Source organism: Desulfurobacterium crinifex (assembly GCF_054656775.1).
The window spans coordinates 447,467-461,622 of record NZ_BAAHXO010000004.1 but is presented as its reverse complement, the minus strand read 5'-3'; the positions used below and the strand labels follow the sequence as shown (position 1 = coordinate 461,622).

Annotated in this window: 9 protein-coding genes; 3 read left to right on the top strand and 6 right to left on the bottom strand. The window is 37.3% G+C overall.

The annotated features are described in order from the left end of the window. Window positions 1-83: 83 nt before the first annotated feature. The 3 genes from ACYQ3A_RS04340 to ACYQ3A_RS04330 all read left to right on the top strand — a co-directional run bounded on the left by ACYQ3A_RS04340 (window position 84) and on the right by ACYQ3A_RS04330 (window position 4,577). A complete protein-coding gene (locus ACYQ3A_RS04340) occupies window positions 84-2,303 on the top strand; it encodes an EAL domain-containing protein (protein ID WP_459895882.1) in 2,220 nt (739 codons plus the stop codon). A gap of 70 nt (window positions 2,304-2,373) precedes the next feature. Beyond that, window positions 2,374-3,672, top strand: a complete 1,299-nt coding sequence (locus ACYQ3A_RS04335; RefSeq protein WP_459895881.1) for a class I SAM-dependent RNA methyltransferase — start codon at window positions 2,374-2,376, stop codon at window positions 3,670-3,672. Beyond that, on the top strand, window positions 3,672-4,577 hold the full coding sequence (locus ACYQ3A_RS04330) for a dihydroorotate dehydrogenase (protein WP_459897429.1): 906 nt from the start codon (window positions 3,672-3,674) through the stop codon (window positions 4,575-4,577). The genes ACYQ3A_RS04335 and ACYQ3A_RS04330 overlap by 1 nt, the downstream gene beginning before the upstream one ends. Before the next feature lie 81 nt (window positions 4,578-4,658). Here the strand turns inward: ACYQ3A_RS04330 and ACYQ3A_RS04325 are convergent, their stop codons facing one another. The 6 genes from ACYQ3A_RS04325 to ACYQ3A_RS04300 all read right to left on the bottom strand — a co-directional run bounded on the left by ACYQ3A_RS04325 (window position 4,659) and on the right by ACYQ3A_RS04300 (window position 14,156). Beyond that, entirely contained in the window at window positions 4,659-5,027 is a 369-nt protein-coding gene (locus tag ACYQ3A_RS04325; protein ID WP_459895880.1) for a hypothetical protein, read from the bottom strand. 410 nt (window positions 5,028-5,437) lie between these two features. Next, window positions 5,438-8,482, bottom strand: a complete 3,045-nt coding sequence (locus tag ACYQ3A_RS04320) for a DUF3131 domain-containing protein (RefSeq protein WP_459895879.1) — start codon at window positions 8,480-8,482, stop codon at window positions 5,438-5,440. An 11-nt stretch (window positions 8,483-8,493) separates the two neighbouring features. Beyond that, on the bottom strand, window positions 8,494-9,828 hold the full coding sequence (locus ACYQ3A_RS04315) for a DUF3131 domain-containing protein (protein WP_459895878.1): 1,335 nt from the start codon (window positions 9,826-9,828) through the stop codon (window positions 8,494-8,496). Then, window positions 9,818-11,578 (bottom strand): glycosyltransferase, encoded by a 1,761-nt coding sequence (locus tag ACYQ3A_RS04310; protein ID WP_459895877.1) that lies wholly within the window; start codon window positions 11,576-11,578, stop codon window positions 9,818-9,820. Before ACYQ3A_RS04310 ends, ACYQ3A_RS04315 begins: the two co-directional genes overlap by 11 nt. 10 nt (window positions 11,579-11,588) lie before the next feature. After that, the gene (locus ACYQ3A_RS04305) at window positions 11,589-13,712 is read right to left on the bottom strand and encodes a glycoside hydrolase family 2 protein (RefSeq protein ID WP_459895876.1); all 2,124 of its coding nucleotides are present in this window, start codon (window positions 13,710-13,712) and stop codon (window positions 11,589-11,591) included. Between the two features lie 12 nt (window positions 13,713-13,724). After that, window positions 13,725-14,156, bottom strand: a complete 432-nt coding sequence (locus ACYQ3A_RS04300; RefSeq protein WP_459895875.1) for an ATP-binding protein — start codon at window positions 14,154-14,156, stop codon at window positions 13,725-13,727.

Genomic DNA, 14,156 nt, shown 5'->3' with positions numbered 1-14,156 from the left:
ATTGCCTCTTTTAGCAGAGCTCCAATTTATGATATTATATATTAGGTTGATTTTCAATCAAAGTAATAGTATAGGTAAAGTCAGTGGAATTTAGAAGGGAGAGGATACCTGTTTATCTTATTCAAGTTTTCATGGTTTTAATACCTATATTTTCTACTTTTATTGCCGGTTTATTTTTTTACATTTTTTATACTGGGTTTCTTACAAATACAAAAAAAATTCTGGATAAAACAAGTGAAGAATTCTTAAAGAAAGAAATTGAGTTCAGAAAAGAGTATATAAGAAACTTTCTTCTATCGTTCTATGAAGAAGAGAAGAGGAGATTTGAGGATTATAAATGGTCTCTCTTAGAAAAGAATATTTTGCAGGCAAGAGAATTTTTGAAGAACCATTCGGCCGAAGAACTTTTAAATCAGAGGTTTCTCTATGGTGATGGAATAGTCTATTACATAAAAGATGGTTATATCTATCATCCCCACAGTAGAGGTGTTCTGATAACCACAGCTAAAGATGATAGGGGAAACTCTTATCTAAAGGATGGAGTTAGTAGAGCTATCAAATTCGGAAGAACTTTTATTGAATACTGGAAAGAAGGAAAGAGAAGGTTGACTTATGTTGAGTATTTTCCGGAGGAAAAGATTTTCCTTGTAACATCTGGGGATGAAGAGAGGTTGAAGAGAAATTACAGATATAAGATAAAAACGGATGTAATAAACATTGTGAAGACAGTCTCTCAATTTATGCCTCTCATTATGGAAGAGGTAGGATTGGATTTTCGAAGACTTCTCATAGATACAACCACTTATGAAGATAGAAAATTTCCTTCTTTCTCTGTGGATTTTCCAGATATTGGACTTGCTCTCACCATATATGTTAAGACTCTTGGTTTAGCCCAACTGATTGACGATATAAAGATGGAAAATGATCTCTTTTTGGAAAAGGGTCTTAAATCTTTTTTTGCTTACTATCTTGTTCCGTTTTTATCTTTTGTTGTTGCTGTAGCGATTCTGTTGGGATGGTGGATTAATAAGGAGATAGATACTCTTTCGGTAAGACTTTTTCGTGCAACAATAAAGGATCCAAGGACAGGAGGATACAACCACACCGGTCTAAGAACTTCTGTTGAGAGACTCAAGGTCATGGGTTTTGAGAACGCGGTGGTTATTCTGTGTGATGTGGAGAATTTTAGAGCTGTTAATTCCCAGAGCAGAGAAAAGGGAGATGAGTTTTTAAATGAAATTTATAACCATTTAGTAAAAGTCTTCCCTTCGGAAAAGTTTAGAGGAGTTGTTGTCGGACGTCAGGAGGCTGACCGTTTTGTGATCGTGGTTCCGGTAAATGAAGACATAGAGAAAGAGGTTATAAACATCGCTCAAGAAAGCATTTCCTCCATAACTTTTAATGGACTAAGCTTCAAGTTTTACGTAGTTGTTGACAGTATAAAGTTAAAAGAGGTCGATTTTGACAGAGTCATCGATGAGCTTTTTGAGGCTTTGAAGAGAGCGAAAGGTGAGAAGCGTTATTTTGTAATTGTTGATGACGAACTGAGAAAGAGGATGGAAATAGATAACAGGCTATATCTACAACTAAAGATTGCCTTAAATGAGGAAAAGATAACTTTTGCCATTCAACCGATTGTAGAAGCCGATTCCCTTTCCCCGATCGGTTATGAGGTTCTTGGAAGGATCTTTGCGGATGGAGAGATAAAATCCATCTACTCCTACATATCCTCTGTCAATGTGAGAAACACTGACCTTCAGATGAGAATAACCAAGAAGGTGATAGAAAAAGCTCTCAGGTTCAAAATGGTTAATTACCAGAGGTTTGCAGGTAAATACTTCAGTGTTAACGTTTCAAAGATGCTTCTTGTAAATGATTTTTATCCTTTTATTCTTTCTCTTCTTGAGAAAACAGGGTATCCACCAGAAGAACTTGTGGTAGAGGTTCTCGAAAGGGATAGTTACGATGAGAAAACTGCCGAAATCTTTCGCAAACTTAGAAAAGAAGGGATAAGAATAGCTATTGATGACTTCGGAGTGGAAAAAGCAAACATTATGACTATGGTGGAACTTCCCGTTGACATTGTTAAATTTGATGGCAGTTTTCTAAGAAAGGCAGAAAGAGATGAAAATGTCAGGAAGCTTCTTAAAGGACTTAATGAAATAATAAAAGATATTGGAAAAAGGACTATTATTGAAATGGTAGAAACGGAGAAAATGATTGAGCTGTCGAAAGAGCTCGGCTTTTCTCTCCTTCAAGGTTATGCTGTAGGTAAACTGGAAGTGCCTGAAAAGAATTATTGATTCTTGTATTTTTCCTGTAATCTAACTTGTTAAAATTCATTCCTGAACTTTCAACCGTAGGAGGATATTTTTGAAACAAAACGATAAAGTTTTTAAGCTGAGGATAGAAAAGCTGGTTTATGGTGGTAAAGGTCTTGGCAGATATAACGGCAGGGCAATTTTCGTTCCGCAGGTTTCTCCCGGAGATGTTGTCATTGTTGAGGAAGTTTTAAGGAAAAGTGGATACAGTGAGGCGGTAGTTAAGAAAATTCTTGAGTCTGGAGAGTCGAGAATAAAGCCACGGTGTCCTTACTTTGGAAAATGTGGAGGGTGTGATTGGCAGCATATAAGGTACGAAGACCAGGTTAAGTTTAAGAGAGATATTTTGGAGGAGAATCTCCAGAAGATAGGGAAGATAAAAAAGCCCAACATTGATGAAGTCATTCCTTCCGCATCTTGCTGGAATTACAGAAACAGAGCACAACTGAAAGTGAAAAATGGAAAAATTGGTTTCTTTGCGAAGGGAAGCCACAACGTTGTTGATATAGATAGGTGCTTACTCCTTAAGGAAGATATTCAGGATGTAATGCCAAAGTTGAAAAGGTTACTCCTGGAGCTTCCAACAGAGCCAGCAGAGTTTCACATTTACTCATCTTCTAAAAGTGAAGTTCTACTAAAAATTGTCTATTCAGGAAAGTTTAAGAAAATCAATCTAACTCTTGAAAGAATCAGAGAAATTCTCGAATTAAACATTGTTGGATTTGGTATCTACAAGGTTGGATTGGAAGGATATCCGGAAAGGATTAAGTTTTTCGGTAGGGATTTTACTTATGAGAGCATTGATAAATTTAAGTTCAGAGTTAGTGCAGATTCTTTCTTTCAGGTAAACATATTTCAGGTTGGAAATCTGATAGATAGGGTTTCAAGAGCTGCAATGGAGTACCAATACATGCTTGCTGGAGATCTCTACTGTGGCGTTGGAACGCTGACAATTCCGGTGGGAAGGTATGTTCACAGGGCATTTGGAGTTGAATCAAACTTTTCTGCAATCAGCGATGCTCTTTACAACAAGGATATAAACGGCTTGAGAAACATAAACTTTTACTGTAGAGAAACAGAAGAGGGACTGGATATTATTAAAAGCTACAATCCCGATTTCATTGTGGTTGATCCTCCAAGGAGTGGATTGAGCCAGAGGGTGGTTAGAGAGCTGGCAAACCTTCCAAGATTGAAGAAGATAGTCTATGTTTCCTGCAATCCTTCAACCCTCGCAAGGGATATTGCTCTATTTCATCAGTACGGAATCAACATGGAAAAGGCAAAATTGATAGATATGTTTCCACAAACTTACCACGTTGAAACAATAGCTTTCTTGAGGAAGGTAAGGTGATGTTAAAAGTGGAGCTATTTGGAATTGAGTTTGAGAATCCTGTCTGGACAGCATCTGGAACGTTTGGTTTTGGGCTTGAGTATGCTCCTTATATTGACCTGAATAAAGTTGGGGCTGTTTGTGTTAAGGGACTATCCATAAACCCAAGGGAAGGAAACGAGCCTCCGAGGATCTGGGAAACTCCCTGTGGAATGCTCAACGCAATAGGTCTTCAGAATCCAGGAGTTAAGTACTTCATTGAAAAGATCGTTCCAGAGCTCCAAAAGTACAGAACGAGAGTGATTGCAAACATTTACGGTTCAACAATTGAAGAGTATATCGCTGTTGCAAAGGAGCTAAGAGGCGTTGAAGGGGTTGATGCTGTAGAGCTAAATATTTCATGTCCAAACGTTAAAAAAGGTGGACTTGCCTTTGGTGTTGACCCTTTTGAAGCTGCAAAGCTTACAGAAGCAGTAAAGAAGAACACAGACAAGCCTGTAATAGTGAAACTTTCACCGAACGTTACAGATATAGTAGAAATTGCAAAATCTGTAGAGAGTGCTGGAGCTGATGCCCTTTCAGCTATCAATACACTTCTTGGAATGGCGATAGATATTTATAAAAGAAAGCCAAGGATAAAGAATAAGTTTGGAGGTCTTTCAGGTCCTGCAATCAAGCCTGTAGCAGTCAGAATGGTCTATCAGGTATCAAAAGCTGTAAAGATTCCCGTTATTGGAATAGGAGGAATTTCTACCTGGGAAGATGCCGTTGAGTTTTTCCTTGCTGGAGCTTCTGCTATTCAGGTGGGAACTGCTAATTTCTTTAATCCAAAAGCAGTTGAGGAGATAGTTAATGGACTTGAAAAATACCTAAGAGAGATGGGATACGGTAGTATTAAAGAACTTGTTGGAGATTTAAGGATTTAAAGCTATGTAGAGCCTGGAACGACTTTCTTTTGGTTCTAAAGATTTGGAATCTGTTGAAAAGGGATAGGTTGTCTAAATGAGTTAAAACGCTATTCCAAAGTGGACTGAAATGCAGCCGTTCTTAAAGGAAGTGTTTCCTACTTTTTTGTGCCATGGGAACCTGTTTCCCCCATAGTTGCTGTATTCAATGGAGATGTGAAATGGTCTCCAATCAAACCATCCAAATGAATACGTAAAATCGGGATCCCACATCTTTTGTTTTTCTGGCTGAAGGTAAATGTAGGCAGTAATTTGAGCATACAGAAACTTGTATATGCTCCACCTTGTGTTAAAAGTTAGAAATGTTTTATCTTCGGATGGCTTATAGTTAAGATTAATAGCATGAGCTAATTCACTTAGAGAGTTAAATTTGTAGCCTCCACTGATAACCCCTTCACTGAGATTTGTCAATTTACCTCGGCAAATTCTATTTCCACTGTAATTACTGTACATTAAGTTAAACGTGTTTGGATGCCAGTCGTCATATCCGAAGGCATAACTGAACTCAGGCTCCCAGGGATTCAGTTTTGACTGAGTCAGATACCTGTAGAAGGTGAGAGAAAAGAACCAATAAGAGGCTGGATTTAAGTGGATATTAAGAAACAGGTAATCCTTTCCAACTGTTCCAAAGTTTGTTTCCTTAGCAGCTTTCTTTTTCTCTAAACACTTTGTATAGCCTATTCTAAATGAAAGTGAATCTTTAAGGAAAGTTATAAACTTATTCTTGTTCTTCGGTAATTTTCTATCCGATTTTTCTTGTGATATTTTTTCTCGTCTTTCTTTTGGTAAAACTGTGGTAAATGGGGTAATTACTCCTAAGCTTACTTTTTTTTTACCGAGGATTTTTCCGGAACGATCTTTCTTTTATGAATTTGCTTTATGGATTTTTTTTTAAAGAAGTGAACACCGAACCTTGAAAAGTTCCCCAGTTTCTTGTAGAGGATGGCTTCAAGAATTAAACCATTAGTTTTTAGATTTAGAGAGTTGTTCACCTTATTTTCTCTGGTATATTTCCCAGCAAGAAATCCTGAAGCTGTCTTTAAGTTTTCAATTTCCTTTACCAGCATTTCTGTGTATTCTGTTTTAAACAGAGAATTCCATAGGATAGCCAGTGCAGATGGAATTACTTCTAACTCGGGATAAGCTTTTCCTGAAGGATCAACAGAAGTGAAAATTTGTCCTCCTTTTCTGTAAATCGTTTCATAGAGAAACCAAGGAGATCTATCAAGTTTTACTTCTCCCATGCAGGTTGGAATTTTAGATTCTTTATATCTTTGTTCTTGGACAAAAAGAATATTTCGTGCGTAATGCTCAAACTGGTAGTTGTAGGGTTGTTCTAGGAGTGTAAGAACGAATGGGTCACTTGTAACCATTGGATTACTTGATGAATGGGGGATTTCATAGTTGAATATTGCGTCATACACCACTTTTTCTTTTTCAAACTTGTCTTTAAAGTTAATGTCATAATCCCTTAGAGAAAGGGAAATATAGTGTTGATAGCCCACTGCATCTATCCTCTTTAAGTATTCCTTCTTACCATCAAAGAACAGATCGTAAACGTTATCGTTCCTTACAGCTTTCCAAAGGTTGAACCTGCTAACAATAGTGTTGATTTTATCTCTGTACTCTGGATAGAGATTCCCCAGGACGTAAAGAGCTTTTAATAACCTTGCAATGTGGTAAATGTTCCATCCTATTCCTTTTTCAGAATATCTATTTGCAAAATCAACCATATTACCGTTTTGAGTGTTATACACAATGTTTGGTAGTTCGTTGTTGTAAAGCTTTATTCTTAAAAGAGTTGACAGAAGGCTATTTATCCTCTTTTTAAAAGTTGGCTTCTCTATTAAGCCAAGTTTATCGGCAGAAATTGTTGCAAAAATGGTAAGAGCAATGTCCTCAACTGTTGCTTGAGGGTAATGGTTCCCTCCGTTCACCATACCTGTTTCTGGATTATAGTTTTTTTCAAAATATCTCCATGCAGTATGAGCAATTTCTATGTCTTTCTTCGTAATTTCCTGCTTACCAAGTGGACGTAATACAATATCGTGAACGTCGGACAGAATTACCCTTTCATCCTCGTAGGGCACGTGGACTATTTTAAATTTTTCCTTAAAACTCTTGAGCTCTTTTAGCAGATCCTTTTTCCTGACGTAAAGTCCACACAAAACCTGATAGTCGTTGACATACCTTTCAACTCTGCAGTTTTTGAGCACTTTTTTGTACTTGTTAAAGACTTTGAATGCTTCTCTTTTCTTTTGTGTGTTAAAGAGAAAAACGGAATAGTAGCGTTTTCTTTTTTTTGGTAGACACTTAAAAGAATCTACCGATGAAATGTATTTATCCCAGTAAGTTTCTCTTGAAGTTATTCTCCTGACAAGAGGTCCCATACTTTTGTAAAGGATTGATTCAAGGATGATTCCGTTGGTATTCATTGTTATCGCTGTGTTATATCCCGGTTTCTTTTCATATTTACCGGAAAACCAACCTCTATTAGGGTCGTAAGCATCTTTAACTATGCTATAGAGTAATTTTGAATAGCCATCGTTCATAACTGATAACCAACCAATAACAGCTTTTGTGCTGATTGATTTCAAGCTATCTTCGTCCTCTCCCGTTTCAGCGATACACTTCCACTTTTCACCATTTACATAAACAGTGTTGTAAACAAACCATGGTGGTTGATCAACGTTGTCTTCAGAAACAGCAGTGGGAATACCGGTTATGAGGTATCTCTTTTTTTGGGCATTGTACACGGCTTTTCCATACTTTTCCGTTAAAGGATCCCAACCTAACTCCAACGCTTGAAGGATATAGGATTCACTAACAACGTAGGTATTTGCTCCTTTCCGCGTATCAACAGGTATTTTTTCTCCGTAAACATCAATTAACTTTATATGGTTATACTTTTTTGCCTCTGCTGCGTTGAAACCCCAGAGTTCAAATCCTTTTGCTGCATATTCTTCATATCCTGTTCTTCCTTCTTGAAGGTAAAGAGTTTTCCCGTCTTTGTTAATTGCACCGTACATGTTACCTTCTCTGTCTAAAACATTACAGAAGTTCCACCTTAGGACGGTTCTGTCTATGTCATAGCTGTAAATAGGTAAACATGTTTTTATAATCTTAAAGGCAGTCAATAGTCTTCCTATATCAAGAGCTGACCATCCAATACCTGTATCGGTCGGATTGTTGGTATAGTCTGTCATGTGGCCGTTTAAAGCGCTGTATGCTTTGTTTGGCATCTGATCGTTGTAGAGCTTAATTTTCTGGAAAGTTGTAAGAAATTTTGAAAATTTTCTGTCAAATTCTTCCCAGCTTATAATCCCAAGCTTATAAGCGGAGAATAACCCAAGTATGTAACTTGAGAGATCCCACGCAGTTGAAGCCGGATATCTGTCTACTGCGTTTGCCCAACCCGTATTCGGGTTATAGTTGTTCTCGATGTATTTCCATGCAATCTTGGCAATTTTCAACTCTTCTTTTGAAGGCTTACATATTAATGGACAATAATCAATAGGTTTTGCAATAAAAGGACGACATCTACTTTTACAAGTCTTGCACGAGCTTTTTTTATCGCAGTATGTCTTGACCACAACAGCACAGTAACGGTATTTGTTGCATAACTTTTCTCGAAATTCTTCAGCTTCCTTTTTTGAGCGAAATTTTTCTGTCCTTACTGTCCACCATCCCTTTTGAGTTTTAACAATGGAGAATTTGTATCCTGTTTCCTTTTTAGCTTTTTTTAGAAGTTTGACAGCTTGATCCTTAGTGAAAAAAGAGCCTATTTGAACAGAATAACAGGTTGAAGCAAAAGTACTGATAGAAGAAAGGATGACGAAAAGCAAAACTAAAAAAAATTTATACATTAAAACTCCATTCATTCCTTCCTTGTAGCCCATATTACTAAAGGACCAACCTTTTTAAAGAAAATGGACTCCAAAATAATGGCATTTGTGTTAATGTTAATTGACTTATTTACTCTGCCTGACTTCTCATAGATGCCAGCATACCAACCCTTTTCGGGATTGTAGTTATCTTTTATTTTTTCGTAAAGAAACCTTGTATAGTCGTTAGGATAGAGGACGTACCATGCAAAAACAGCTTTTGTACTAAGGGTTCTAAGATCGTTGTGTACTTCTCCTTTGTCTGTTATAGCTTGCCACGGTTTTCCATTGACAAATATACAATTGTATATGAACCAGGGTGGTTGATCTATGTGATCTTCTGTTACTGCAGTAGGTATTCCTGTTTCTTTAAACCTCTTCTCCTGAACCTTGTAAATCCGATATGCAAATTCGGAAGAGTAGAAATCCCAACCGAATTCAAGACCATCAAGCATATAGGGTTCGCTTAAAACATAGTTGTTGGCACCAGAATTTTTCAAATCCCTTACATCATAGGGAATATCTATTCCAAAAATTTTAGTAAAGGATAGATGTTCACGGTAATCAAGCGATTTTATAACGTCAAGAGAAAGCATAAAGAGCATTTTTGCAGCAAACTGTTCGTAGCCTAACCTTCCTTCCTGAAGTATCTGAAGTTTGCCATTTTTTGGCTTTCCTGAAACTAAAACACCGTTCTTTGCCAGTGCATCTAAATCCCAGCGCTGAAGAATTTTGTGTATTTTTTCAGTAAACTCCGGGTATTTGTTGAGCAAGATAAATAGAGGAATAGAAATTCTTCCAATATCAATTGCTGACCATCCTATTCCTTTTTCGCTGAGATGTCCCTCATAGTCTGTCATTTTACCAGTGAGAGTGTCGTAAGATTTGTTGGGAAGCTTACCTTCAAAAAGAGGCATTGTGTAAAAAGTTGTAAGGAGTTTATCTATTCTTTTCCTAAATTCTTCGTCACTGACTATTCCGATCTCATGAGCTGATATCAGGGCAAGGAGATAGTTCCCAGTATCCCAAAGTGTTGTGGAGTGAAAACCATCAACAGAATTTACCAGTCCAGTAGAAGGCTGATAGTTGTTTTCGAAGTACTTCCATGCGATCTTAGCAATTTTTAAATCTTCGGAGGTTAAATTTCCTGTTGAGAACTTTACAGGAGGATGAGTTATCTTAACGTGAATACGTTCCATTTTTAACCTTTCATCAAGCTTGGTCAGGTGGTATATAAGGGAGAAGGCTAATATCAGTCCAACTATGAAAGCTATGTGATTACGAGCGTATACAACATTTTCGCGAAATACCCGCCATTTACTCTTCATTTTCCATCTCCTCTGAAGGACTTATAAGGGCTGCTCTGATTATTACAAGGAGGGCAGATATGTTGTAGTAAGACCAGAATAAGTTTGTTAAGTAACCAACAAGGTTGTGTCTTTCACCTAAGAGTATAAGAATACCGTTGAATGCTGCACCCAAAATAGTAAGTAAAACAATTGCTAATTGTGGTCTAACGAGAGCTAAGAAATTACCGTGCTGTCTTATTTTTGGTGTGACTGTGAAGCGAATAGTTTCTCCTTTTAGAACTTTCCACATTGCTTTCAGAACGAGAGGAAACTTAGCAATGTAGTATTGACTTCCTCTTTGCGTATTAATTCCCCACGTTGCAATCATAAATGCAAGTTCGTTTGCAATTAAGAAAGGTAAAATATGAAGAAAAAAGCTTGAAGAGTAAGCAGTTACAGGAGGGATACCTGTAAAGAAATACACAATGGGAGCAAGGAGAAAGATGAAAACGGCAATTGAGGTTATGTATGACCAGATGGTAGACCAGTACATGAGTTTTTGTCCAAGGGACATATTTTTTCCCACTAAGAACTTCTCTTTCTTTGCTATGTCAAGGGTACCACCAGCATACTTAAACTGTTGAACCGACCAGGAGAGTAAATCTTGTGGAGACAACATTTTTGATTCAACTTTTGGATAGAGGATGGTTTTCCACTCACATACACTGGAAGAATGTTCAAAGATGGTTGTATAGATGTCCTCTGAAACGTGAAAGACAAAATACTCAAGATCAAGTTCTTTAATGGCTTTTTCTTTGTCCTTTGCTTTTGTTACTCTATCAACAAACCTTTCAATTGCGGTAAGTTCAAGAGCTGTTCTTCTGTGTATTGAAGCTGCACCACAGCAAAATGGTGCATTGTAAGCATTTCTTCTTCTCTGGATGACATCGTAAAACATTCTTGGATCAACGCCGAAGGGGTCATAACCAATTCTTACTTCTCCGAAAAGCTTTTCTATTCCTATGCCTACGAGTTCTCCAAATTTTCCAAATTTTTCCCTTAAATAACTATGTAGCCTTTTACCTTCAGGAAGGTCGTAGAACCATTGAGGAGTTTGAACAAATGCAACCTTGGGATCTCTGAAGAAACCCATAGTATCAATCAGAATGGAAGGAAAAAGTCTTGTATCTGCATCGCATATAACAATGAAATGTCCTTCTGTTTTCGTCATAGCATCAGTAATTGCTCCTGCCTTGTATCCTTTCCTATTATCGCGAGTGATTTGAATGACGCCTTCTTCTTCTATCATTTTCTTCATAGCTGGATTTTTACTATCGTCCAGAACATATATGTTAACCTTCCAATTCGGTAATTTTTTTACTTTCTTTGCATCCTGGATACTAAGTCTTACAAGTTCAGGATCCTCGTTGTAAACAGCTATGTAAATGTCTATAGAGATTGGTTGTCCTTTATAAAACTTTTTTAACTTTTCTGGGACCACTTCATCCATAAATTCCGGGGGTACTTTTTCTTCATAGTCCCGTATCATCCAGTAATTTAAAAAACTGAGTATTGACCCGATGTACATCATTGTTTCTGCTATTACAAGAGGTATAGCAAACCAGAGGGCATCTAAGTTCAGTGAGGATGTCCATCTCCAGTATATGTACCAACCACCAAGAACGATAGTTATAACAGCAATAATCTGGTACAACACTTCTTGGACTACGCTATAAGGTGTAGGAGGCGGAGGAGTTCTGTGTTCGTACTTCTTGAAGTAGAAGTCCATTTTCTAATCCCTAAAGGTCATCTTTTTCGTAAATATTATAGGAAATAAGTTTGTTTCCCTGCTTTAGATTAATTATTACTCTGCGTCCTTCTGGATTTATCTTTATTGAAGTTCTAAGTAGACTGTCCTCTTTCACTTCCGGAATCTTGTATGTGTGAACTTTATCACCAATGCGTACTGTTAGTGAAAGGTTTTTAAAATTTCTGTGAGAGTCGTTAATAATGACAAGCTCTCCTTTATCAATGACAACAAGTAGGGGTTGATAAGCCATCTTTACCGCATAATAGCCCAATTTTGGTAACTGCTGAAAGTCAACGATGCCCCAGTTTATTGAAGGCCAACACTCTCTAAAAACAAACTGGAATATGGCAGAAACAGGATTGTATCTCTGAAGTCGGAGATGTTCTATGGCGTATTTTAGAAGCTTATACTGATACTTTTGGGAATTTTCTATGAATTCTTTTATGTCTTTGCCTTGAGAGATATGAGCCAAGTTAAAGGTTTCATATCTTTGGAAGTTATGGTATTCCCAGACTTCCCAGTCTTTGTCGTTTTTTGGAAATATATTCTCTGCTGGAATTATTTTAAGTAGGGAATAAATATTCGGTAGGGACTGAGCTCCAAACTCTGAAATCAAAGGGCTTTCCATCTTTTTCTGGAACTCATTTTTATAGTCGCCAAAGTACCATCCAGCCCAGAAGTGTTCTTTATCTAAGGAAGCTTTTTTTACGTATCTTGTTTTGTCAAGAGAACGCACTTCCTGAAATAGCTGGTTATCAAGATGTATGTTTTGCTTTGGGTTATAGTCTCTGTATTTGTATTTCATCCACCATGCATCCCATGGTGGCTCGTTATGAAGCTGCCATACTACAATTGATGGATGATTGTAAAACTGAAATACCATGTCCTTAGCTTGCTTAATGGCTTCCTTTTCAAACTCAAGTGAATCAATGTATCCCCACTGAAGAGGAAAATCCTGAACTATTAGCATTCCATATTCATCTGCTAATTTGTAAAACCTCTGAGGTTCTATGTGGGCATGAACCCTTATAGCGTTGATATTAGCTTTTTTCATGAGTTCCAAATCAAATATGTATTTGTTATCTGTCATTTCACTCATCCACTGCGAGGAAATGTAGTTTGTCCCTCGCACGAAGATTCTCTTGCCGTTTAGATACCACTGTCCTTTATCGTCAACAAAGAAACTTCTGATGCCAAACGTTTCTTCTTTCCTGTAGGACAAGTTATCCTTTTCGTTTAAGGTAAGGATTAGCTTGTATAGATAAGGGAAGCCATAATCCCATGTACTCCACAGTTTTGGATTCTTTATTCTTATGCTAAAACTTACATGGTTACGGCCGGGCTTCAGGGTAACTTTTTTCTTTCCTTCAAGGATAAAATCTGAAGTAAAGTTGTGAGGAACGATTCTGTAGTTTAAAGTTTTTTCAGAGAATTCTGAATAGGAAATTATGTCAAGGGAAACGTTTATAACGGCTTCTTTACCAACCTTTACAGGGCTAATAAGAAGGTTATCAACGTAATAGTTCCCTATTTCTTCAATATAAACATCGTTCCATATACCCCCTGTATTGTAATCCTGCCCCCTTGGAGACCACGCTCCTCCCGGTCTCATATCATGGTGATTAAGGATTCCTTTTATAAGGGTTTTTCTTAGACTCCAATTTTCCCCTAAGGGTTCAAAGGGGCTATCTACTTTTACTCCTAAGGTGTTTTTCCCTGTAGAAAGGTAGTTTGTTACGTTGAAACAGAACTTTTGAAAATACCCTGTGTGTTTTCCAACGTACTTATTGTTTAGGAAAACCTCTGTCTTGTAGTCCACACCTTTAAAACAAAGAAGGTAATGGGATTTAGAGGAGGGGGTGAAATCGAAGTTCTTTTCGAACCATGCTACACCTGAATGATTGAGATTTCCATAAAAGAACCAGTTAGAAGGTACTTTTACTTCCTTTTCTTCATTTGATAGAATTTCTTCAAGTCCTCTGTAAACTACTTTAAAGTGCCAGACTCCATTTAGAGAGTAAACACGGGGATAGTAAGAACTGTCTGCCTTTGCACTATAAAATGAAAGAGTTAACGCTACACACAGGAAAACAAAAAAATTTTTTATATTCATACTTTGCTCCTGCTATTTTCTTCTAAGTTTCTTTACCATAACAAATACATTTTCTCCATTTTGTGAGTAGTAATTAACCTCGTCCATGAAATTTTTTATGATTAAAAGCCCCCTTCCTCCTTCGGAAAGGCTTGGTAGTTCAGGTTCAGGTGAGTGTAAAAACTTTGAATCCATAGGTATTCCCCGGTCGTAAAACATAAAGAGCAATTTTTTTCTTCCTTTAGCATCCTCCTCCACTTTTATTACCAACTTTACCTTATGTCCTGGTTCTCCCCTATAGGCGTGTTCAATAACATTTGCGCAAGCTTCTACTACGCAGAGCTCAATCCTGTAAGCCTGCAGCTTGTTTAAACCCAGGTTAGAGCAGAAATTGTTAACTATTGCCCCAACACGTGGTACGTTCTCGGTGGAACTTTCAAATTCCAGCGAGATTTCTTCGTTCAT